The organism is Candidatus Cyanaurora vandensis, assembly GCF_013285555.1.
Lineage (GTDB): Bacteria > Cyanobacteriota > Cyanobacteriia > Gloeobacterales > Anthocerotibacteraceae > Cyanaurora > Cyanaurora vandensis.
The window spans coordinates 1-22,111 of sequence record NZ_JAAXLT010000104.1 but is presented as its reverse complement, the minus strand read 5'-3'; the positions used below and the strand labels follow the sequence as shown (position 1 = coordinate 22,111).

The 22,111-nt window shown below is 55.7% G+C and carries 17 protein-coding genes, 1 tRNA gene and 3 pseudogenes; 8 read left to right on the top strand and 13 right to left on the bottom strand.

The genetic code is table 11. The features are described 5' to 3' along the window. Positions 1-968 (bottom strand): POTRA domain-containing protein (locus HFM78_RS07125; RefSeq protein ID WP_287128735.1); only part of this gene is annotated, 968 nt, incomplete at its 3' end. Between the two features lie 77 nt (positions 969-1,045). Between HFM78_RS07125 and thiS the strand changes: the two genes are divergently transcribed. Then, on the top strand, positions 1,046-1,249 hold the full coding sequence (thiS, locus tag HFM78_RS07120) for a sulfur carrier protein ThiS (RefSeq protein WP_287128734.1): 204 nt from the start codon (positions 1,046-1,048) through the stop codon (positions 1,247-1,249). A gap of 5 nt (positions 1,250-1,254) precedes the next feature. Here thiS and HFM78_RS07115 read toward each other — a convergent pair whose 3' ends face one another. After that, positions 1,255-2,322, bottom strand: a complete 1,068-nt coding sequence (locus tag HFM78_RS07115; protein ID WP_287128733.1) for a TIGR03032 family protein — start codon at positions 2,320-2,322, stop codon at positions 1,255-1,257. Between HFM78_RS07115 and HFM78_RS07110 the strand changes: the two genes are divergently transcribed. The 5 genes from HFM78_RS07110 to HFM78_RS07090 all read left to right on the top strand — a co-directional run bounded on the left by HFM78_RS07110 (position 2,321) and on the right by HFM78_RS07090 (position 6,114). After that, a complete protein-coding gene (locus HFM78_RS07110; protein ID WP_287128732.1) occupies positions 2,321-2,449 on the top strand; it encodes a hypothetical protein in 129 nt (42 codons plus the stop codon). The genes HFM78_RS07115 and HFM78_RS07110 overlap by 2 nt on opposite strands. A gap of 390 nt (positions 2,450-2,839) precedes the next feature. After that, a complete protein-coding gene (locus HFM78_RS07105) occupies positions 2,840-3,595 on the top strand; it encodes a NucA/NucB deoxyribonuclease domain-containing protein (RefSeq protein WP_287128731.1) in 756 nt (251 codons plus the stop codon). A 10-nt stretch (positions 3,596-3,605) separates the two neighbouring features. Further along, a complete protein-coding gene (locus HFM78_RS07100) occupies positions 3,606-4,205 on the top strand; it encodes a hypothetical protein (protein WP_287128730.1) in 600 nt (199 codons plus the stop codon). 22 nt (positions 4,206-4,227) lie between these two features. Next, a complete protein-coding gene (locus tag HFM78_RS07095; RefSeq protein ID WP_287128729.1) occupies positions 4,228-4,395 on the top strand; it encodes a hypothetical protein in 168 nt (55 codons plus the stop codon). A gap of 237 nt (positions 4,396-4,632) precedes the next feature. Further along, a complete protein-coding gene (locus HFM78_RS07090; RefSeq protein ID WP_287128728.1) occupies positions 4,633-6,114 on the top strand; it encodes a VCBS repeat-containing protein in 1,482 nt (493 codons plus the stop codon). A gap of 15 nt (positions 6,115-6,129) precedes the next feature. On the opposite strand, the gene radC is transcribed toward HFM78_RS07090, so the two are convergent. Continuing rightward, entirely contained in the window at positions 6,130-6,855 is a 726-nt protein-coding gene (gene radC, locus HFM78_RS07085; RefSeq protein ID WP_287128727.1) for a DNA repair protein RadC, read from the bottom strand. A 235-nt stretch (positions 6,856-7,090) separates the two neighbouring features. On the opposite strand from radC, the pseudogene HFM78_RS07080 reads away from it, so the two are divergent. Next, a pseudogene (locus HFM78_RS07080) lies at positions 7,091-7,306 on the top strand (serine hydrolase); the annotation flags it as partial. Between the two features lie 60 nt (positions 7,307-7,366). Here the strand turns inward: HFM78_RS07080 and HFM78_RS07075 are convergent. The 4 genes and pseudogenes from HFM78_RS07075 to HFM78_RS07060 all read right to left on the bottom strand — a co-directional run bounded on the left by HFM78_RS07075 (position 7,367) and on the right by HFM78_RS07060 (position 16,010). Next, positions 7,367-9,124 carry an ATP-binding protein gene (locus tag HFM78_RS07075; protein ID WP_287128725.1) on the bottom strand — a complete coding sequence of 586 codons (1,758 nt, stop codon included), beginning with the start codon at positions 9,122-9,124 and terminating at the stop codon, positions 7,367-7,369. A 1-nt stretch (position 9,125) separates the two neighbouring features. Further along, entirely contained in the window at positions 9,126-12,101 is a 2,976-nt protein-coding gene (locus HFM78_RS07070) for a PAS domain-containing protein (protein WP_396034933.1), read from the bottom strand. A 62-nt stretch (positions 12,102-12,163) separates the two neighbouring features. Beyond that, a pseudogene (locus HFM78_RS07065) lies at positions 12,164-14,380 on the bottom strand (response regulator); the annotation flags it as partial. 340 nt (positions 14,381-14,720) lie between these two features. Beyond that, positions 14,721-16,010 (bottom strand): hypothetical protein, encoded by a 1,290-nt coding sequence (locus tag HFM78_RS07060; RefSeq protein ID WP_287128723.1) that lies wholly within the window; start codon positions 16,008-16,010, stop codon positions 14,721-14,723. Between the two features lie 122 nt (positions 16,011-16,132). Here HFM78_RS07060 and HFM78_RS07055 point away from each other — a divergent pair. Then, positions 16,133-16,206, top strand: a tRNA-Arg gene (locus HFM78_RS07055). A 13-nt stretch (positions 16,207-16,219) separates the two neighbouring features. On the opposite strand, the pseudogene HFM78_RS16215 reads toward HFM78_RS07055, so the two are convergent. From HFM78_RS16215 to HFM78_RS07030, 6 genes and pseudogenes are all read right to left on the bottom strand, one after another. Beyond that, positions 16,220-16,366: pseudogene (locus HFM78_RS16215) on the bottom strand (hypothetical protein); the annotation flags it as partial. A 12-nt stretch (positions 16,367-16,378) separates the two neighbouring features. Beyond that, positions 16,379-17,197: a Fic family protein gene (locus HFM78_RS07050; RefSeq protein ID WP_287128722.1), complete on the bottom strand. Its 819-nt coding sequence runs from the start codon at positions 17,195-17,197 to the stop codon at positions 16,379-16,381. 178 nt (positions 17,198-17,375) lie between these two features. Next, complete coding sequence (locus tag HFM78_RS07045) at positions 17,376-18,524, bottom strand: alanine--glyoxylate aminotransferase family protein (protein WP_287128721.1); 1,149 nt, start codon at positions 18,522-18,524, stop codon at positions 17,376-17,378. 39 nt (positions 18,525-18,563) lie between these two features. Next, a complete protein-coding gene (locus HFM78_RS07040; RefSeq protein WP_287128720.1) occupies positions 18,564-19,337 on the bottom strand; it encodes an amino acid ABC transporter ATP-binding protein in 774 nt (257 codons plus the stop codon). 212 nt (positions 19,338-19,549) lie between these two features. Then, positions 19,550-21,067: a F0F1 ATP synthase subunit alpha gene (gene atpA, locus HFM78_RS07035; protein ID WP_287128719.1), complete on the bottom strand. Its 1,518-nt coding sequence runs from the start codon at positions 21,065-21,067 to the stop codon at positions 19,550-19,552. A 68-nt stretch (positions 21,068-21,135) separates the two neighbouring features. Continuing rightward, positions 21,136-22,111, bottom strand: a 976-nt coding sequence (locus tag HFM78_RS07030) for a hypothetical protein (RefSeq protein WP_287128718.1), incomplete at its 5' end; no start/stop codon positions are given.

Below are 22,111 nucleotides of genomic sequence, written 5' to 3'. Positions count from 1 at the left end.
CCCACCGAGCTCACCCCGCCCCCGGCCCCCAGAGAACCCGTGTTCTTCTCCTCAACTTTGAGGGCGACAATGACTTTTTTGTTGTCTTCACCGGGATTGAGTTCGAGGCTCACATCCTTAAAGAGATTGAGGGCGAAGACGCGCTGGATATCGGCTTGGACCCGCTCACGGTTAAAAATATCCCCAGCCTTAATCCCAATTTCGCGAGTAACAATGTAGGCGCGGGTCCGGTCGTTGCCCTTGACTTGGATATCTTCAATCTGGCCCTCGGTGATGGTGAGGGTAACGTCCCCAGCGGGCGTGGACTGGACATCAGTAACCTTGGCGAGGACATAGCCTTGGCTGGCGTACCATTCTTCAACTTCTTTCACACCTTGCTGGAGTTGTCCGTAGTTGAGGGTTTTGCCGCGCTGGTCAGCGAAAATTCGGTCGAGTTCGTCCTGGTTGAGGATCTGCAAATCCTTAGGAACAATGACTTTGCTCAAGACGGGGTTGGGGACGACATCAAACGTCACCCGCACGCCCAGGGAAGTATCCTCTGGGGTGGCCTTCACATCAGCAAAATAACCCGTGGCGAAAACCGCCTCAATGTCCTGTTGGAGTTGGGTCCGCGTTGTGGTCTGACCGGGACGGGTCTTGATCGCCCGGTAGACCTGGGCTTCGAGGTCACTGGTCAGAGCAGCCCCTTTGTTCTGGATTACTTGCACTTCGGCAACCAAAACTTTAATTTCCATCTGTTCCGTCGGGGCGGGACTGGGGGCGGTCGGCGCGGGCTGGTCAGGCGGGACGGCCGGAGCGTTGGGTAAAGGTTCTAGGGAGGGGAGCGGTTCAGTAGCCGGCGGAACAGCTTCATTCGTTGGTGGTACAGGTTCAGCTACTGGGGACGGTAGTTCAGTCGGTGGGGTCTGGGCAACTACCGGCCAGCCCATTGTCAGCAATACACTCAAACCCACCCATGTCCAACGCATAGCCCCGACCCGTCCACAACTGGGTGATTATAACACGGGGTATCTCCTAGAATGGTTTTGCCCCGACCCCGCCGCCCATGCTCACCCTTACGGTCAACGGTCAGCCCTGCACGGTCCCGACGCTTAGCACCGTCTGTGATCTACTGAACCAACTCCAGCTGGCCCATCAACTAGTCGTGATTGAGTACAACGGCGATATCCTCCACCGTCAGGATTGGGAGCGGACCTTGGTTCAAGAGCAGGACCGTTTTGAGATTGTGACCGTGGTGGGCGGCGGTTGATATTCTTAGGCGTTCGAGTCCGGGTCTAAGTTGAAGATATGGTTGATATCTTCTTTTTGGAAACCCAGCACGAAGGGATGTTTGCAGTTGGGGATGATTTGGACATCGTAAATCTCCTCAATTCCCGTCTGAAACTCAAGCCAAGCTTCCACGACCCCAGTCCGCAACTGCACGACTTGAACCCCACACTGGAGTTTGCGCCCAGCGATGGGCATCCCGCCAAACGTTGCTTCCTCCCGTGCCTTGGAGAGTCCGACAAAAGCGTGGGTCGGGGTGAGAGCCAAGCCCCGCAAAAATCCCGGCATCTGGGCCACGGCCCGCCACTGCTCCCGGTCGAGATAGCCCAATTCACCACAGCCGGAGTTTAACAACCAGAGCCGACTGCCCTGGAGCCGGGGTGAATGGGGCATGGCGAGTCCCCGGTAGATGACCTCGCGGGAGGGTCCATCAATCACACAACCCCCGGTCGCTTTTTGGTCGCGCCAACCCGCTGCATGGTCGGTATCCCCCAAGGCCACGGCGTAGCGCACTTGGTTATTGGCAAGGGCGACGCCGTTGAGGTGACAGCGGTCTTCAGGGACCAGACGGCTGATGAACTTGGGCCACCACAGGGGCACGAAACTCCGCTCGGGGTCCGTGCGGGCCACACAGGAGAACCGGGTATTGACCAAGCAGATGTCCTGGCCTAACAAAAATAAATCGTGGGCGGACACATCGCCGGTCACATAGGCGGCGTGGGGCAGATAGAGGTTGTCATAGTCGCGCTCACTATAGTAGAGCGGCAAGAGGTGGGGGGCCTGGACAAAGCTCCAAACTTGGTTACGGGTCGCCAAAAGCAACCCCCCTGGATGGACGCAAAGCCCCATCGCCCGGTCATAGGTCCGCATCAACATCCGCAAGCGGCCCTGATAACTACTTAAAAAGCACAATTTACCCGCCTGATAGGTAGTCAAAGCCAGGGTCATTCCATGGCGATTCAATAGCTCGATAAAGTTCCCAGAGTGGACAAACGTGACCTTGGGACCTTCTTCTTTTTTCGCCTCGGGATTGGGTTCAGGTGTGGATGTCGTCATGGGGCCACGGAGTCCGACAGGGCTGATTGATTATAGTTGTCAGGCTAACTTTCTCCCCGCCCTGGATGCTGCTTTGGACGATCTCGGTAAGCGTTTTGCCCGTAGCAGTAAGCCCACGACCCCCTAAAGCTCAGCCGTGGTCTCTTTTTGTTCAAAATTGAGCTTAGGCAGGGACAGGATTGACCTTCTGTAGGTCAGTTGTGAACTCCAAGAGGTCAACCTTGCCCTTTTTCGGTTGAGGCGCAAGCTTAGCCAAGCCCAACTTTTAGCCAAAAAGGGTGAAACTTGAGCGGCGGCGGATGAACCGTCGCCCTAAGAAGGTGACATTTCAGCTTAATTGGGGTCAATCTTGACCTGCTAAGGGTCACGGCTCAGCTTAGTCAGGTCAATCTTGACTTTCTGAGGAGCACGGGCTAGCCAGGGATGAGAAACTTTTGCATGGTGTCCTCATATCTTTGAATACAAAACACAGAGGGAACTCCCGCTAGCCTGATGGACGAATCGAAAGAAGTTGCCTATGAAATTTTCCTGCTTGCGGCTCAAGACCATCTTTAAACGCCAACGGATTAATAATGTCGACACTCCACTAACTATTTTTCTCAAAGACGACGGGCCTGTTGATGGGGATACAGTCATCATCAAAGTCTATCAAGAGGGCAGTCCGAACACCCCAGCCTACACTTCAGCGGTTATTGCACTAACTCCCACCTACACGCCCTACTCAATATTAGGTCTGGGACCTGGAGTTTCGTCCATTCGTGTCACTGGAGTTAGCAGGGGCGGAGTTCTTGGTATACCCGTCCGCCTGAAATTTGAGCCGACACACGTTATCTCCACTACTGCCCCAGAGTACACAGTGGACGTAATCCCAAACCTAGAAGAACCCCTCGTTACAGCTAAGTTCTTTCAGGTTGTCATTTCACAAAGTAAGTATGCGGTGGCGGCAAACCATATCAGGGATGCTCAAAACGGAATCGCTAGCGCATTTCAAGTCGGCGGTCCTGCCCCTCGTGTACTCACGTACAGATTTAACAGGCAGGAAGCCAGAAATATTAGAGTATGCTCTACACGCAGGTACCGATTACCGAGGTTGTCTACTGAAGACCGCGATGAGTATCCATTTGCCTCAACCTTTGAGAATAACGGTGCTAATGCCAGCGTTAGGGCTATCAATGCAGTGATCAACCGAACAGCTGGTACAGATTATGGCAATCAAATCTTCGAGGAGAACCTTCTTAGAGGAGAAAATTTTGAAGTGGTCATTGGTCCATGAGGTACTTACTATGAAAATTGCCGAATTTACAACTTGGCTTGGTAACGAGCGGATATTGTTCGTTCAACTTCAGAGTAAACAGCTTGCTTCACGTGATCTAAACTACTTTCCTTGTATGACAAACCGCCACTTTGAGCAAGGTTTCTTGTACACTCCAGGTGATATCATTTTCTTCACATTTTATGATGGAGATTATGAGGGTTGGGTCCAGATTCAAGTATTTGTACTATCGGAGTTTATCCTTGGTGATGACACGGCCCATGCCATACGCCTACCCTTTGACATTCCGGAAAAAGATGTAGTGTTTATTGGTCCGCTCTATCAATACAGAAACGGTGATGAACAAGAGGGAGCGCGAACATTTCAAGTTCCTGCTGGAAGCTACGCGCTATATTACGAGACTGGCTTACTACGTTCCCTTGAGGAACTACAGAAGGAGTATGAAGAACTTGACCCTGAGGATGAGGAAGTTCTATGTAATCCAAGCGTCTGGTGTCGGTTGAGCTTTGTGCCCGAGCAAAATGTGGAACCTTCTATCCTGCGGGCTGAACCCGGTTTCTCACCGCCACTACCCCTGCTATTAGATCCAAGCCCCTTAGAAGTTCCATAATCCCTACCCAGAGGTCAAGGCCATGTCTGTGTTCAAGTGTAAAAAAATCACGTTGGCTCTAGCGTTGTCTTTTCTCCTCGTGTCTGGGGCAACATTTCCTGTTGCGGCTCAGACGCTAAATGATTACTACGAAGCGACCAAAGAAGACTGTACCAATGAGGCTGGGGGTTGTCAGCAGATTGTTGATTAGGGGGGCGATGGCACGAGAGACCAACTTGCCTTCCTCAATGGAGCCATTTGTTATGGATTCCAAGCCGTCTTGACAGCAGGCGCAACGCTTCCCAGTAACAGACCACCTCAGAAGATCTCCCTCCCAAGCCTTCACCCTGCCTACCAACTCCTAGCTAGCGGACCTCAGACTACGCCGGAGGCTGTCACTTCAACCAATGCGGCTACCTCCACCTATGGGACCGCTGGCGATATATCCGTGCCCGGTGACTATGATGGCGATACCAAAACGGATTTTGCCGTCTGGCGGCCTGCTAATGGTCACTGGTATTACAGTTCAGGAACCACTACCACTAATACGGTGGCTCTAGGAGCCTATGGCTCGCCCCTTACTCCCTACAATGATGTGCCAGTCCAAGGCGACTATGACGGCGATGGCACGACGGAGCTCGCGGTCTGGCGTAGCTCCACGGGTAACTGGTTCGTCAAGTACAGTTCTGATGGCATCAGTCGCACCCTAGGGGCCTACGGTTCGGGGCTAGCTCCCTACCGCGATATCGCTGTACCCGGTGACTACGATGCGGACGGCATTACAGACCGAGCCATTTTTCGTACCCAAACTGGTGAATGGTTTATCGAACAAAGCTCTGACGGACAACAGAAATATCTTGCTAGCTATGGTAAAAATGGTAATTTCGTGCCTGTGGTTGCTGATTATGACGGCGATGGTAAATCAGATGTTGCGGTCTACGAGCAGTATTATGGCGATGGGTACGCTATCTATAGTTCTAACAATGTAAGTTATTACTTGGGCCAATATGGGGGTAACTATAGCGACATTTATTATCGCTCCTACTACTTTGTGCCGACCGTCGGTGATTGGGACGGGGACCACAAAGCTGATTTGGCTGTATTCACCGTTGATCCGGGCTACTCAGACAACGGTACTTGGTACGCCCTCAAAGCCGGGGTAAGCACGAATCTAGGCACCTGTGGCGATAATCGCTCTCAGGCCATCTACCAGTATTACCCGCCAGCCTATAGCCAACCGACCTCGCCCATCATCCTTGACACTGCCGGGAACGGCTTTGACCTCACCGCCGCTTTTAATGGTGTACCGTTTGACCTCACGGGCACGAACTTCCCGCTCGAAACGGCTTGGACCCGTGCCAACTCCGATGATGCATTCCTCGTCCTTGACCGCGACCGCAACGGGGTCATCACGAGTGGTAAAGAACTCTTTGGGAATTACACCGACCAACCCGCTTCAGGCGAGCCCAATGGTTTTGAGGCCCTTGCTGTTTTTGACCAATCGGTGAAGGGTGGCAACGGAGATGGTTTTATTACCGCCCGTGACCGCGTGTTTCCGTTACTGGGTCTCTGGAAGGACCTCAATCATGACGGGATCTCGCAACCGTCGGAGTTGTTCAAGTTAACTGACTTGGGGGTAAGTGCCATCGAGTTAGACTACCAACCATCCAAGCAGTGGGATAACCAGGGCAACCAGTTTCGCTATCGCGCGGCGGTGATTAACACCAACGGCGACCGCCACTGGGCCTGGGATGTGTTCTTTGTAACCAGAACAGTGGTTGACAGAGATAGTACGCCTCCCCCCCTCGGACCCGTCTCGTTTAGCCCAGGCTATGACCCCATCGCCCTTAGTCCCTTTATTAGCGACACGGGCTTATTCACTTACTTGGGGCTACTCGCCAATTCTCAACCGTGGAATAACTTTTGGTGACGGTTTAGTGAGAACCTAAATACCCTGGGGAAACTCCTGCCAAAGGCGCGTCTTGCGGTTCAGGCTGGCGAAATTACCACCCGCCAAGATGAGATGGTCTAGGACCGGGATACGCATTAAGGTTGCTGCCTGGAGGAGTTGGCGGGTCAGGGCAATATCTTCGGGGCTGGGGGTGCAGTCTCCCGACGGGTGATTGTGGGCGACGATGAGACGGGCGGCATTCTCCCGCACCGCCGCTCGAAACACATCCCGTGGGTGCGCCAAGGTCTCATCCACCGTACCCATGGAGATGATATGGCTGGCAATAACTTTGTGTTTGATATCCAACAACAGGACCGCAAACTTCTCCTGGAGCGCGTAGGCCAGGTCGCCCTGGAGCAGTAGGGCTGCCGTCTCTGGGCTATCAATCACCGGGCGTTCATTGGGGCGTGACAGATAGACCCGTCGTCCGATTTCAATGGCGGCAATCAACGTTGCTGCCTTCGCCGGACCAATCCCCGAGACCTGGGTGAGCTGACCGGGACTCAACTCGCGCATCTGGTCTACCGCTTGACCCCCGCCTTGACCGAGGACCTGGAGTAAACGTTGGGCCAATCCCAGAGCGGAGAGGTTTCCAGAACCCGTGGCGAGTAAAATCGCAATTAATTCAGCCGTGGCAAGATGTTTCGCGCCATTTTCAAGTAAGCGTTCGCGGGGCCTTTCGTCTACAGGTAAATCACATATCCGTAAGTGATAAGTCATGACAGCAATCTGTGGGGGACCGATCAGATATAACCCACAGTCTTCGCAACCTGCCCATCTCGCCGACTAAGGACGGGAACTTGGGTGCCTAATTGCTGCCCATTTCAGTTAAATTATGCCTAGCTAGTGCGTACCGGATACGGCGACGCACGACGAGTGGAGCAGCTCATGTCCACAAGACGTCAGCTAATCATGTAATACGGCTGGAGCCCTAGCCACCTATGGTTGGTACGGCGTGGGTTCCGCTTGGGCAGCAAGCTTCGCCGAGGTGATGTCCAATGCATTCAAGACAATAGAGGTCGAAAGCGGTGGGCGGCTGGGGGTTGCTGTGCTCGATACCACTCCGGGTCGCCAAGCTGGGTATCGTGCTGATGAACGTTTCCCTCTGTGCAGTACCTTCAAACTACTAGCCGCCGCTGCCATTCTTGCCCGGGTTGATGCGGGTCGTGAATCACCGGAACTTCTGCCGCTAGTGAGCGACGTAACGCAACTCTAGCGGCAGTGGGGCGGGCTATCGCCACCGCTTGTACTGAGTAGGCTGGTCTGGGGCAGTAATGAGCGGTAAGAGCGCGGTGAAGGTCGCACCCGACCCCACCCCCGCACTCTGGGCACACACCGTCCCGTCGTGCAGTTCAACTAAATGCCGCACAATCGCCAGTCCCAAGCCCAAGCCCCCAAACCGTCGCGTTGTCGTACTATCGGCTTGCCGGAAGCGTTCAAAGATATGGGGCAAGAAAGCTGGGTCAATCCCGATGCCGGTATCACTGACCGTCAGGACCACTTGGTTAGCTTGACTTTCGAGATGGACTACCACCCGTCCGTGGTTGGGGGTGAACTTGATGGCATTGGCGAGTAGGTTCCAGACGACTTGCTGTAAACGGTTGGCATCACCTAGCACTTCACATTTTTGAGAACCTAACACAGCAACCAGCGCAACGCCCTTCGCTTCAGCCGTCAGTTGCACACTCTTGAGGGTAGATTGGACGACGGAGAGGAGCGAGACGGGAGCGATGTTGAGGGTGAGTTTGCCCGCGATGATCCGCGAGACATCCAGGATGTCACCAATGAGTTCATTTTGGGCACGACCGTTGCGCTCAATCGTCTCTAGGGCTCGTTGGTTATTCTCTGGAGAGAGGTTGCCGCGCTGGAGGAGTTGAGTCCAGCCGAGCATAGCGTTGAGGGGAGTGCGTAGCTCGTGGGAGACGACCGCCAAGAATTCATCCTTGAGTCGGTTGGCCTGTTGCGCTTGCTCACGGGCGGTCTGTTCACTGAGGAGTAATCGTTCGCGCTCGTCCTCGGCATACTTGCGCTCTAGTTCTGTGGCAGCACGGGTGGCGAAGACGGTCAATAACAGTTCAGTCAGCGCGATATTCGCCAGGGGCTTGGTGTCCATGACCACGAGTAAGCCTAGGCAGAGCCCCTGAGCATCCAGCAGTGGAGCCGCCGCATAACTCTCGATCTGCCAATCCACCAAGAATTGATTGCCTAAAAACTGAGCTTGAATATTGTCTAGATGACAGTAGACTTTGCGCTCGTGAATAACGTGATAGCAGGGTGTATGCTCTAAGCTGTAGTCGAAACATGCGGTCAATCCGGCAGGGGTAAAGACGGCGAGGGTCGAAACTTGGTCCGGCGAGTGAAGTCGGGCAATGAAAGCGTACTGCATCCCTAAAGTCAAAGCGAGTTGTTGTACCAAAGACTGGAAAAAAGCCTCGCCCGTGGTCGTCGCTACCCCCTGCATCACCTGTAATAGCGCGTTATCTGTCTGGACTAAGCGGGCATTGGCGAGCCGGAGGTCCAATTCATCCATGACCAGTGCCGCCAAATCCACCAGCGTCTGCTGCTCCTGGAGCGTGAACTCAGGCCGGGGCTGAGTATCTAAGATACAGAGCGTCCCCAGGTTGAAGCCCTCATGGGTGATGAGGGGTGCCCCGGCATAGAAGCGAATCCCCGGCTCAGCATCTACAAACCGGGTACAGGCGAAGCGCGGGTCTTGGGGTGCGTTGAGGACGACCAGCAGCTCATTGTGCAGGACGGAGAAATTACACAGCGCGTCCCCCCGCGCCACTTCAGAACTCTCCCAGCCGTAGCGCGACTTGAACCAAGCCCGCTCCTGGTCTACTAAAGAGATGAGACAGATCGGCACACTAAAGAGCCGCGCCGCCAGCCCCGTAATCCGGTCAAAGGACAGTTCAGGTAGGGTGTCGAGGATGGTGTAACGCCTGAGGGCCACCAATCGCTGTTCTTCGTTAGTGGGAGTTAAGGACATCTCAATCTCTAAGGATGGTGATTTTACCGCCGAGCTCAGCGATGATGGTCACGAGTTGCTGGGCTTCCACAGGTTTCGACAAATGATAGCGATAACCCTGAGCTAAGGATTGTCGGCGGTCCTCGGCTCGGGCTTGCGCGGTCAAGGCCACCGCCGGGATGGTACTACCTTGGGCGGCTAGCTGTCGTAAGAGCGCGTACCCATCGGCCCCGGGCATGGCAATGTCACTCACCAAGACATCCGGGTTCCACTGCCCTAGCGTCACCAAGGCCAACTGCACGGAGGCCGCCACCCGGACCTCGGCCCCCTCGGTTTCGAGGATGAGTGCAGTCAATTCCCGTTGGTCATCCTCATCATCCACCACCAAGACTTTGAGACCCGTGAGCAGAGCTTCTTCTCGGCAGGGGGCAGGGGACAGCAAACTGATTGCACGTTGTGGACAGGCGGCAACTAGCGGCAGGGTCACGGTGAAGGTCGCCCCCAAGCTCAACCCCGCACTCTGGGCAAACACTGTCCCGCCGTGCAGTTCCACCAAATGCCGCACAATCGCCAGTCCCAAGCCCAAGCCCCCAAACTGCCGCGTTGTTGTACTATCGGCTTGCCGGAAGCGTTCAAAGATGTGGGGTAAAAATATGGGGTCAATGCCCATCCCCGTGTCGCTGATGGTCAAGACGGCTTGGTTCGCCTGATCTAGGCAGACCACCACCTGTCCATCGTTGGGGGTGAACTTGATGGCGTTAGTCAGTAGGTTCCAGACTATCTGGCGTAGGCGGTTGATATCACCGAGCACTTCACAGTTTTCATTTAAGATGGTAACTAACGTAATGCCCTTAGCTTCGGCGGCGAGTTGCACACTCTCTAGGGCGGATTGAATCACCGTATTGAGTTGGACGGGCACGGTGTTGAGGGTGAGTTTGCCCGCGATGATCCTGGAGACATCGAGGATGTCAGCAATCAGTTCGTTTTGGGCACGACCGTTGCGCTCAATCGTCTCTAGGGCTCGTTGGTTGGCTTCAGCGGAGAGGTTGCCGCGCCGGAGGAGTTGAGTCCAGCCGAGCATGGCGTTGAGGGGAGTGCGTAGCTCGTGGGAGACGACCGCCAAGAATTCATCCTTGAGTCGGTTGGCCTGTTGCGCTTGTTCACGAGCGGCCTGTTCCCGTTGTAAGAGTTGCTCTCGTTCGGCGCGGGCGAGGTGTTGGGCGGTGACATCCTGCACCAGCGAGAGGACGGAGACGAGCTGCCCTTCCTCATCGAGGAGCGCGGAGTTATACCAGACACAGTGGAGCACCTGACCCGTTTTGGTATAGTTGCGGTTAGGCGAGACCCCGCGCTCATCGCCCCCGGTCAACAACCGTTCCATCGCCACAGCAACCATGGGTCGGTCGTCCACATGGACAAATTCCCAGGCCGTCGGATGCAGACCGCTCACTTCCTGGGCCGACCAACCAAAGATCTGCTCGGCCTGGGGCGACCAGCGAGCAACCCGGAAATCTGCCCCCCACTCCACCACGCCCAAGGGCGAGTTCTCCATATGGAAGGTCAACTCCTGGACGGCCTTGTTGAGGTCTTTTTCGGCCTGTTTGCGGTTCGTGATGTCGCGGAAATAGACCGAGAGTCCCGCCGTGGAAGGGTAAGCGTGGATTTCAAGCCAACGGTGAGAGAAGGGCGAGAGGACTTCAAAATGGACTGCCACCTGTTCCTGTATCGCCCGTCGGTACTGCACTTCAAAAGGTGAACCTGCTGCCATCGGGAAGACTTCCCAGACCACTCGCCCCAACAACTCGGCGCGGGTCTTACCGTAATAGGCTTCACATTGCTGGTTGACGTGGGTATATCGCCACTCATGGTCTAGGGCATAAAAAGCCTCAGTGATACTGTCAAGGATCGTGGCGGCGCGGCGGGTGGCCTCCTGCAATTGGGCCTCGGCTGCTTGTTGCTCAGCCTCCAGTCGTCGAGTCTCCGTGACATCCCGCTGACTACCCCAGGAACGAACGAGATAGCCATCCTCGATAATCCCCACCAAGTTGTTCAAGAAATACTTGGGCTGACCCGTACGGTCCACCTCGTAGGACTCCGTGTCGGTCAGCCGATAGCCTGACTCGATAAAAGCCCGTAAATAACTCAGGTTACGCTCATCAGTACGGGGCAATAAATCCCCCAACCGCGCCCCCACCATCTGCTCAGACTCATCGAAACCATACATTTGCGCCATAGCTTGATTACATTCCGCCAGATAGCCATGGGCATAAAAGTAGTCAAGCTGTTGTTCCACGGGGGTCTGCACAGGAATCGGACAGTCAACCTCAATGCGCCAAATCCCCTCGGAACTCTGGGCAATAAACGTCCGGTAACGGTCTTCACTCTGTTGGAGGGCCTCTTGAGTCCGTTTGCGCTCGAATTCCGCCTGGGCGCGTTCAGCAAAAATATTAAAAACCGCCCGTCCCTGTTCTGCCACGGTCATCGGTTTGTCATCTAGGACCGAGATATGACCAACGATGTGACCGGACAAATCCCAGAGCGGCATCCCCAAATAACTGACTGCCTCGAGTTGCGCCAAGTCCCGGTCTCGGGGGAACACCTCCTGTACCCGGTCGGGGCAAAAATACTCCCCGCCCTCCTCAATTACCCGCTTACAGGGCGTTTCTACTAAGTCGTACTCGAAAGGCTCGCCCCAGTAGTCCCCCTGCCAAAAAGCAATCACCCGCACCCGCAGGGGTGTAATTAGCTCCGTCACAAAGGCATAGCGCACCCCGAGAGTCGTCGCTAGATAGCGCACAAAGGCCGGGAAGAAATCCTCCCCCGTCGCCTGAGCCGTCCCCGCTGCCACCTGTTGCAAGAGCGTCTCGTTGCGTTTACGCTCAGTGACATCTTGAAAATAAACTGAGAGGACGGTGGGCGCGGGGTAAGCATGGACCTCATACCAAGTATCAAAGGGCGGATAGTACGATTCAAAGCTAACTGGAACCTGCTGGTCCATTGCTCGGTGATACTCAGTATAAAACAGACTTCCGATCGCCTCCGGGAAACCTCCCAAACTACGCGCCCCAATAGTTGCTCACTGTTGTTCAGACGGCACTGCTGCACGGCCTCGGGATTGACATAGATGTACCGCCAGTCGCGGTCTAGGGCAATAAATCCATCACTAATACTGTCGAGGATACTGGTGACCTGTTCCTGGGCTTCCCGTTGTGTCTGGATCACGCTCTGGCGGACTCGCGCCAACTCCAGATGGGTCCGCACCCGTGCCAGGAGTTCCCGAGCCGAGAAGGGTTTGACCAGATAATCGTCCGCCCCCTGCGTGAGTCCCTCGACCTTGGCCTCCTCCCCCGCCCGCGCCGACAGGAGGATGACCGGGATCTCACGGGTCGTGGGGTCATCCCGCAAGCGAGCCAGTAGTCCGAACCCGTCTAGCTGGGGCATCATCACATCACTGAGGATGAGATCGGGTCTTTGGGCCTGGATTAGTTCTAGGGCGGCTACCCCATCGCTTGCGGTAGTGACCGTGTAGTGCTGATTCAAGAGACGACCCACATAGTCCCGCATATCGCTGTTGTCATCTACCAACAGGATCTGGGCCGTGGCTTGCGTGGGGACTACCTCGGGTAACGGCTCGTCCTCGGGTAACCAACGCAGGGCTTCCGCGACGTAGGGCAGGGCTGTTAGCTGGGGAGCCTTGCTTTGGGCAGCTCTGAGTTTGTCCTGGGGCAGGTGGGCTGAACCGGAGGGGAGGACAAGCTCAAACTGCGTGCCCACCCCCAGGACACTCTGGACCATGACAGTACCGCCGTGGAGCTTGACCAATTCCTCGACTAGAGCCAAACCAATCCCTGAACCCTCATGGGTCCGTCCCCTGGCCCCCGCGACCCGGTGGAACCGTTTGAAGATGTGGGGGAGTTCCGCTGCTGGTATCCCCGTCCCGGTATCACGGACCCCCAGCACCACCCCAGCAGGCTCAGCCGTCACCGAAACGACAATCTCCCCGGTGAACGTAAACTTGAGGGCGTTGGAGAGGAGGTTGAGGACAATTTTTTCCCAGAGGTCCCGGTCCACCCAGACGGGTTCGGCGAGGGGCGGACAATGTACCACCAGGGCCAAGCCCGCCTTTTCCACCGCCGCACGAAACACACTCGCCAATTCGGCGGTGAATTGCGCTAAATCCAGGGGTTCATAGCTCGCCTGGATGCGCCCTGCCTCAATCCGACTGAAATCCAGGAGCGTATTGACCAGTTTCAACAGACGTAGGCCATTGCGTTGCACCAGGGTCAAAGATTCGTCCAGTTCCGGGGGGAGGGGCTGGCGGAGGATATCTTCCAAGGGACCCAGCATCAAGGTCAAGGGCGTACGAAATTCGTGGCTGACATTACTGAAAAAAGTCGTCTTCGCCCGGTCCAACTCCGCCAACTGCTCAGCGCGGGTCCGTTCCTCCTCATAGGTCTGGGCGTTGGCTATCGCCGTCGCCACCTGACCTGCCACCAACTCAAAGAACCCCCGGTAGGTCTCATCAAAAGCTCGCTGTGGACTCACCCCGACCACCAGTAACCCCGTGGCCTCAGCTTGACCCGGCTTAGCCACGGGGAGGACCAAGGCGGTGTGGGTCGGTTCGGACCAAGCCCCGCCCGGTAACGGACCAAAACGCTCCGGTAAATCCGTCAAAACCACAATTTCGTTCGTCGCCGCCACCCGCCCCAGTTGCCAGGGGTCCGCTTGGGCCAAATCCACCCACACCGGACTCGCCACGGTCTCAGGCTCTATGCCGACAGCCTGGAGTAAACGCGCTTGCTGACCCGGCTTGATGAGATACAACAGGGCAAAGGAAATATCTAGGTCACCCGCACATAAGACCCGCGCTAGAGCAAACCCCGCCTCCGACACCGACCTAGCCCCCGCCGTCCGCGCCGCCAACTCCCGCAAGAGCCGCAGCCGCCGCTCCCCCAAAACCCGCTCCGTCGTCTCACTGACCGTGGCAAAAATTCCGACTAGCTCGCCTGAGAGTTCTTTGATGGGGCTATAGGAATAGGTGAAGTAGGTTTCCTCGGTATAGCCATTGCGGTCTAGCACCAAGAGCAGGTCATCGGACCATGTGGCCTGACCCGTGGCCTTGACCGACGCAAACTGCGCCCCGACAATATCCCAAACCTCGGGAAAGACCTCTCGGCCTGGACTCCCTAAAGCTTGCGGGTGCTTGGTCTTACCCAAAACAGGCCGCCAAGCATCGTTATAAATAATCCGCAGGTCCTCACCCCACCAGACCAGCATCGGGAAGCGCGAATTCAGACAGATGCCCAGGGCAGTTTGCAGACTCAAGGGCCAGCCACTAATCGGCCCGAGGGGATGGTTCGCCCAATCAAAAGTGCGGATGAGTTGCTTCATCTCCCCCGCGCCACTCAGGAACTCCATCTGCGTAGAGCGCGACCGACGGGTTAGTTTAATAGTTTTTTTCAACTTAACTTGATCCAACATTCAATTGGGCTCCTAGGTATGTAATCAAGTTATGGGGCTGATGCACCGTGACGTTACTTTACGCGTCATCCCCTACAATACCCATACCCATGCCAAGCTCAGCCAGTCCTAGCTATGTCCTAAGACATATTTCCGCTCAGGGAACCAGTCCCGTCGTGCATTTGTGGACGACTCCCCGGTAAAACACCTTCCCGTTTTTGTCTACATCAGCCACTTTTTGGGTGTAATAAATCACGGTGGTGGCGGGGTTACCGGCACTATCCAAGAGAACCAGGGCTTCGGGGTCATTGCGGACAATTGGCTGTGGTCCACTCACCTTCTGGGTAAAGCCATCCTCGACCCGGACCATATAGACATCGAAAGTCCCGGTCTCAAAAGACAGCCCTGAGGCCCCCACCATGGAGATATAGGACTTACCCGCCCAAGTGAAGGGTTGGGGCGAACGGATGATTAAATTCCCCGGTAAGGTAATCGTTCGGTAAACCACCCACTGACCCAGGCTGTCCTTTTGGTAGACCTTGAGTTCCCGGAAACCCTGCTCCCCGTCGCTGCCAATCGGTAAGCTCTCCAGACGCGGCCCGGTCTGAGCAAAGAAACGGTAATCGTTAATCTCCGGCGCAAACCACATCCAGGGCGGGCCTTTGGTCGTCGTCCCGTCAAAAGTCAACTGGGCTGAGAGTCCCGTAGCCACGTCATAGGTGAAAACTTGACTGAAGCGACCGTCATTCCCATCGCTACAGACCTCATTACTCAAGGTCGCCTGACAACGGGCACTGAGAACAGTCCGCGTGGATGGCACCCACTTACGACCCAACCCCAGGGGAAATACGCGACCCTTGGTCCCTAGCCCATTACGCCAGAGGAAATCCCAGTAGCCGGGGATCGTCCGGTCTGGGTACTCCTGGTAGGTCACGGTGGGCTGGTCATCCAGGGGGTTTTTGGTCGGGGTAGGGCTATTGCCATCGTTGATATTACGGAGCTTCGAGGTCAGCCAAGGCGTCCGTACTAAGTCCTCAGGGTCCGTACTGGCATTGAGATTCTGTTCAGACCGCGCCACGGTATGTTCACCACTTTTGCCCCTTTTGTAGACACTCCAATAGAGGTCATACCCGCGCTGACTTACGCCCCACTCTGGGCCATTCCCCGTGTCTTGGATCGGGACGGCGCAGCAACCGACGGTTTGGGAGCGACCGTTGGGTTTGAAGAAAAGCCCCGTCACCGGATCTACGTAGCTCACATAAACTGTACCGGCATCCTCGCCCTGGTCACTCTGCCAAACGTAACGGTAGTTGTCTTGGTCAAATTCCATATCGTAGAGCGAGCGGCTAGGGTCTGAGACGACGACATCTTGGGGTACAAAAGTCTGGGCACGGGCCGGAATCACCAGCAACAGAATCGAAGAAGTCAGCGCAAGTAGTATCCGCATCCGAAGATCCTCAAAGCGTGCAGCAACAGGGATTAACTAGTGGGTATCCTAAGGCATATTTACGATGAGTGCAAACCCCCAGACGGGTTCTGGGTATGCTCCGTGTTAATATATTTTGATGTGCGTCTGTAGTTCAGTGGATTAGAGTGGCAGGTTCCGGTCCTGTAGGTCGGGGGTTCGAATCCCTCCAGGCGCAAATCCATCTATATTCATTCCATTGAATTTGCACTAATCACCAATCTGGAATGGCTATGGAGCTTACGGCCACGTTTCACAGCGATTAGCTTACCGCGTACTACCCATTGGCGGAGGGTGGTTTCTTTTACGCCCAATTGATGCGCCAAGATTTTTAACTCAACGAGCGGCTCTTATTGCTCTAGGGCAGCAGCAAGCCATTGGTCTAACCGGGGTCTAAGCCCTTCATAGAGTAGACTTTCTAACGGTTCAAAGTTCCCTTGCTCCAGACTTTCAGCCAGCAATGGGATGTAAGCCGCCGGAAAACCTTGATGGAAACCAATATCGGCTACTTCCAAAGCTTGGTAATAGCGGTCGCGCTCTGTTTTCTCGATCCCTTTAATAATGGTGGGCGGAAAGCCCTGGTTGACGAGTACAGTATTGAGCAAAATCCGTCCGGCCCTCCCGTTACCATCCTGGAAGGGGTGGATGCTCTCAAATAAAGTGTGTAATCGTGCCACCGCAGGCAGAATGGGATATTGCTGTAGGAGTTGTTTACTCAGGCTGACGAAGCTCCGCACATAGCCTTCAATACTCGTTGCGGGTGGGCGGACCTTGGCTCCCTGGATCTGAATGGGTCCATCTCGAAACACGCCGCCCAAGCGGCTCAAGTCATAGTACAGACCACTATGAATCCCCCGGATCATGGAGACATCCAGCCAGAGTTCCCGGTCTAGGTGATATTGCAAAGCAATGGTGTAGTGGGAGCGAGCCGTGCTGTAGTAGTTAAGGATTTCTGGGGCACTTTTGCGTCCGCTCAAGATTACTTTTAATTCCTGTTCACTGGCGAAGTAACCCTCAATAGATAGGGAATGGCGGGTTTCTTCTTCCAACATATACAACCACTCTTGATTGGTGACAGCGATATGGGCCAACCCGCCGAGTTGGTCTAATAATTGCCTCCGCTCTAACAGCCTGTCACAGCGAATTTTGGACAGATTGTCTGAAACCATGATCGTCTATGTCGTCTAGCCCTTGTCACAGTTTAGACAATTTACGCGGTTGTGACAGGAAACCCAAGCAGGAGCATAGATTCCGAGGGCTGAAATCCACAACAGATGTGGCTTCTGGCCTCTGTCACAGTTTTGAAGGACGGTCAGCCCACCACACCCCTGCACGAGAACCCAGGGACTAAGGAGCCATGACCGCCAAGGCCGCGCCCACGCCCGCCCCTGGCGTAAAATCCCCATGCCCCAATCGGCGTAAGGTTCCCTCTAGCGCACCCAGAGCCGTCAGGATATCGCGGTCACTGACGAAACCCAGGTGCCCAATCCGAAAAATCTGGCCCTTGAGTTCGTCTTGGCCCCCAGCGAGGGCAATGTCGTAGTGCTTGTTCATCAGGGAACGGATGCTCTCGGCCTCGGTGGTGGCGACGCTGGTAATGGCAGCGGAGGCGAATCGCTCATCCTGCACAAAAGGTTTTAACCCGAGGGCACGGACCCCGGCTCGCACCCCATCGCGCATCCGTCCATGGCGGGCAAAAAGTTCGCTCAAACCCTCGCGGTGTAGCATCTCCAGACTTTCGTAGAGAGCCGTGACCAGACCCACCGCCGGCGTAAAGGGGGTGGTATCTTCCTTGAGGGATTTGCGGTACTTGGCGAGGTCCAGATAGAACTTGGGGGACCGAGAGACTTTTTGCGCCGCCCAGCCGCGCTCACTCAAGGCCACAAACCCCAGCCCCGGCGGTAACATATACGCCTTCTGAGAACCCGAGGCCACCGCATCTAGCCCCCAATCATCCATAGGTACACTCACAGCCCCTAGACTCGTGACCGCATCCACAATGGTCAGAGCCTCGCCGTGTTCTTTGACCAGTCCGGCAATCGTCTTGAGGTCATTGAGGACCCCGGTGGAGGTCTCGCTGTGGGTCACGACCACGGCCTTGAGGACGCGCTCTGGGTCGGCTTTAAGGTGAGCTTGGACTCGGGCGGGGTCAATCGGTTCGCCCGGAGGCGCGTCAATCACTTCGACCTGCATCCCGTAGGCCGCCGCTACTTTCGCCCAGCGTTCGCCAAATTTACCGTTGACTAGACAGAGCACTCGGTCGCCGGGAGAGAGCAGGTTGATCATCGCGGCTTCCATCGCTCCGGTGCCACTGGTTGCCAGGGTCATGACTTCGCCCTGGGTCTGGTGCAGCCAACTGAGCCGGTCGGTGACGGCGCGAAAGAGACGGGAAAATTCCTTGGTGCGATGCCCGATGGGATGGCGGGCCAAGGCCAGCAGGACATTCTCTGGCACGGGGGTCGGACCCGGAATCATCAAAAAGTTCTTATTTTCCACAGGGTTGCCTCATCGTTTTAATATTTTACCCCCAGTGGGTTACGTGCTAGACGGACCTTGGCTTAAGGCAGCGGCATTCATCCGGCTCAAAAATGTCCGTAACCGTTCGCTCTGGGGGTAGGTAATGACTTGACGGGCGGGGCCTTCCTCCGCCACTTGGCCTTGATCCAGGAACAAAACCCGGTGGGCCACCTCCCGCGCAAACTGGATCTCGTGGGTGACGACCACCATTGTCATCCCCTCTTGGGCCAAGTCCTTGAGTACCAGCAGCACTTCCCCGACGAGTTCCGGGTCGAGTGAGGAGGTGGGTTCGTCAAAAAGTAAAACCTTCGGCTTCATACAGAGACTGCGGGCAATGGCGACCCGCTGCTTCTGGCCCCCCGATAATTGCTCTGGGTAAGCTTGGGCCTTCTCGGTCAGTCCGACTTTGGCGAGGTAAAAGTGGGCCAACTCCGTACTCGTCTGGGGCGATTGACCCAAAACCTTGCGGGGAGCCAGGGTCAAATTCTCCAGCACACTCATATGAGGAAAGAGGTTGAACTGTTGGAAGACCATGCCCACCGCCGTCCGTAACTGGTTGAGGTCGAGGTCCGGTCGGCTCAGGTCCAGTCCATTGACGACAATCTGGCCCCCGTGGATCGTCTCTAGCCCATTGAAACAACGCAATAGGGTACTCTTGCCACAGCCGGAAGAGCCAATCACCGCCACCACCTCCCCCGCCTGGATCTGCCCACTCACTCCCCGCAGCACTTTGAGGGAGCCAAAGTTTTTCTCAACTTGGTCAAAAACAATGGCGGGCGGAGCTACTTCCATACCAGTTCCTTGAGCTGTTTTAACATCATGAACTAAGAACGACCCTGAGCGTAGACTACCATGGGCCAGCAAAAAAATATCTGCCCTACCGCCTTGAAGCTTAAGCCTCAAAACTCAGTCCCAGAGGGAAAATCTATGTAGCTATAGCGGTCAGGAGAGGCGTAGCCACTAAAAAACCCCCGGTTGCCCGGGGGGTATGAGTTGAGATTGGACTAAGCTACGGCTTTGAAGGTCTTGGTGAAGTCCGTTATAGCCTTTTTGAGGAGGTTTTCGGTATCGGGCTTGAGGTCTTTGGTTTCCTGGACAGCCTTGGCGTACTCCGGCACCGAGTCCGTCAGGTACTTGAGGAACTGGTTCTTGAACTGACCCACCGACTTAATCGGGAGTTCATCCAAGTAACCCTTGGTGGCGGCGTAAATAATCGCCACTTGGTCCCAAACCGCGATCGGGCTGTACTGGGGTTGTTTGAGAATTTCACGCAACCGTTGACCCCGCGCCAGTTGGTTCTGGGTCGCTTTGTCGAGGTCGGAGGCGAACTGGGAGAAGGCTTCGAGTTCACTGAACTGGGCCAACTCCAGGCGCAACTGACCCGCTACTTTTTTCATCGCCTTGATCTGGGCTGCCCCACCGACCCGTGAGACGGAGATCCCGGCGTTGATCGCAGGCCGGACCCCAGCATTAAACAAGTCCGATTCCAAGAAGATCTGACCGTCGGTAATCGAAATCACGTTGGTTGGAATGTAGGCCGAGACGTCCCCCGCCTGGGTCTCGATGATCGGCAAAGCGGTAATCGAACCCCCGCCGAGGCTATCGCTGAGTTTGGCAGCCCGCTCCAGCAGACGGGAGTGCAGATAGAATACATCGCCGGGATAGGCTTCCCGACCGGGCGGACGACGGAGTAACAGGGACATTTGACGGTAGGCCGCTGCCTGTTTGGAGAGGTCGTCGTAGATGATCAGGACGGGCTGGCCCTTGTACATGAAGTACTCGCCCATGGAGGCCCCGGCGTAGGGGGCAATGAACTGGAGGGCGGCGGGGTCTGAGGCGTTGGCAGCCACAATGATGGTGTAGCTCATCGCGCCCCGTGCCTGAAGCACACCGTAAATCTGGGCCACGGTGGAGGCTTTTTGACCGATGGCGACGTAGATGCAGATGACCCCGGAACCCTTCTGGTTCAAGATCGTGTCGAGGGCGACGGTGGTTTTGCCGGTCTGACGATCGCCGATGATCAGTTCGCGTTGTCCGCGTCCGATGGGGATCATCGCATCAATGGACATGATGCCCGTCTGGAGTGGTTCACAGACAGATTTGCGTTTGATGATGCCGGGAGCCATGGCTTCCAGGAGTTGGGTGGTGACGTTGGTGAGGGCCGGACCGCCATCAATGGGTTCGCCCAAGGCGTTGACGACCCGTCCAATCAAGCTCTCACCAGCGGGGACCGAGGCGATCCGTCCGGTTGCTTTGACCTGGGAACCTTCTTGGATCTTGCGTCCGCCGCCGAGGAGGACCGCGCCCACGTTGTCTTCTTCAAGGTTGAGGGCGATCCCGATTGTCCCGTCCTCAAATTCGAGGAGTTCCGAGGACATGCACTTTTCGAGACCGTAGATGCGGGCGATACCGTCCCCGACTTCAAGGACTGTGCCGACATTGGCGACCTGGAGGTCCTGGTTGTAACGGGCAATCTGGTCTTTGATAATGTTGCTAATTTCGTCAGGTCGAATGCTAACCATGGGTGTCCTCAACTACTGCCACGGGGCCGAACTCAGTGTATTACAATTCTTCACCATGCCCGCGCTGATTATTTGCCTTTGAAGTGGCGGCTGAGTTCCTGGAACCGTCGTTGGTGGCGGGGGTCTTGCTTAGCACGTTCAAATAGCTCTAGGACGAAGGCCAGAATCGTCGTCAAGACAAGCACTAAAATCGTGAGCGCGGCGGTGAGAGTAGTACGGCGGGGACCAGACTTGACCTCAGGAACGAGAGCTTTATCGAGAACCTGGATCAGTCCCGAGTCCCGCGCTTCGTCAATCTTGGCGACTTCATATTGTTGGGACAATAACTCGAAAATCTTCTCATAGTATTTGACATCGCGCAGCCGACGCAGGTACTCCAGACCGGACTCCGGGACTTGGCTAGAGGTGACGAAAATATCACCCGCCGCTTGGGGTTGCTTACGTTCAAGCTTGGCTAGCTCCAACCGCAGGCCCCGCAATTCTTCTTGGGCGCGGATGACATCGGGGTTACGTTCAGTGGCAGAGGTCCGCAGGGAAGCGATTTGGACTTCCTTAGCCCCGATCTGGGCCCGGAAGTTGGCAATCGCGCCGATAATAACTTGGGCTTGACCGTCGAGTTGTATCAACCCTGTGCGCTCCTGGGTCTGCTTGAGCGCGGCCTCGGCCTTACTCAATCCCTGACGGGCTTCTTGCAGTTGCTTGGCAAAGAACAAGCGGCGGCGGGAAGCTTCGGTCAAAGCTAAGCTCTGGGAGAGTTTCGTGAGTTCCTCGACATAGGCATTAGCGAGGGCAGCGGCGAGTTTGGGGTCAGTATCCTCGACCTCAATGGTAATGATCCCGTCTTTACCATTGGTCACGGTCGTCGCGCCGATTAAACCTTTGTAGGCAATCGTTGGGTTATCAGACTCGTAATATTCCTGGAGCTTAAAGCGTTCCACTAGGATATAACCCAGGGTCCGGCTGGTGAGCATCCCGACATAGATCTCGCTGGGGTCCTTGAAGATACCATTGCCCAGACCCAACCCCAGTCCACTCAGGCCGCCT

Bases quoted from the DNA above. Each gene is read 5' to 3' on its own strand.
- thiS (WP_287128734.1), top strand. From the start codon at position 1,046: ATGCTCACCCTTACGGTCAACGGTCAGCCCTGCACGGTCCCGACGCTT.
- HFM78_RS07110 (WP_287128732.1), top strand. From the start codon at position 2,321: ATGGGGCCACGGAGTCCGACAGGGCTGATTGATTATAGTTGTCAGGCT.
- HFM78_RS07115 (WP_287128733.1), bottom strand. From the start codon at position 2,322: ATGACGACATCCACACCTGAACCCAATCCCGAGGCGAAAAAAGAAGAA.
- HFM78_RS07105 (WP_287128731.1), top strand. From the start codon at position 2,840: ATGAAATTTTCCTGCTTGCGGCTCAAGACCATCTTTAAACGCCAACGG.
- HFM78_RS07100 (WP_287128730.1), top strand. From the start codon at position 3,606: ATGAAAATTGCCGAATTTACAACTTGGCTTGGTAACGAGCGGATATTG.
- HFM78_RS07095 (WP_287128729.1), top strand. From the start codon at position 4,228: ATGTCTGTGTTCAAGTGTAAAAAAATCACGTTGGCTCTAGCGTTGTCT.
- radC (WP_287128727.1), bottom strand. From the start codon at position 6,855: ATGACTTATCACTTACGGATATGTGATTTACCTGTAGACGAAAGGCCC.
- HFM78_RS07075 (WP_287128725.1), bottom strand. From the start codon at position 9,124: ATGTCCTTAACTCCCACTAACGAAGAACAGCGATTGGTGGCCCTCAGG.
- HFM78_RS07070 (WP_396034933.1), bottom strand. From the start codon at position 12,101: ATGGACCAGCAGGTTCCAGTTAGCTTTGAATCGTACTATCCGCCCTTT.
- HFM78_RS07060 (WP_287128723.1), bottom strand. From the start codon at position 16,010: ATGCGGATACTACTTGCGCTGACTTCTTCGATTCTGTTGCTGGTGATT.
- HFM78_RS07050 (WP_287128722.1), bottom strand. From the start codon at position 17,197: ATGGTTTCAGACAATCTGTCCAAAATTCGCTGTGACAGGCTGTTAGAG.
- HFM78_RS07040 (WP_287128720.1), bottom strand. From the start codon at position 19,337: ATGGAAGTAGCTCCGCCCGCCATTGTTTTTGACCAAGTTGAGAAAAAC.
- atpA (WP_287128719.1), bottom strand. From the start codon at position 21,067: ATGGTTAGCATTCGACCTGACGAAATTAGCAACATTATCAAAGACCAG.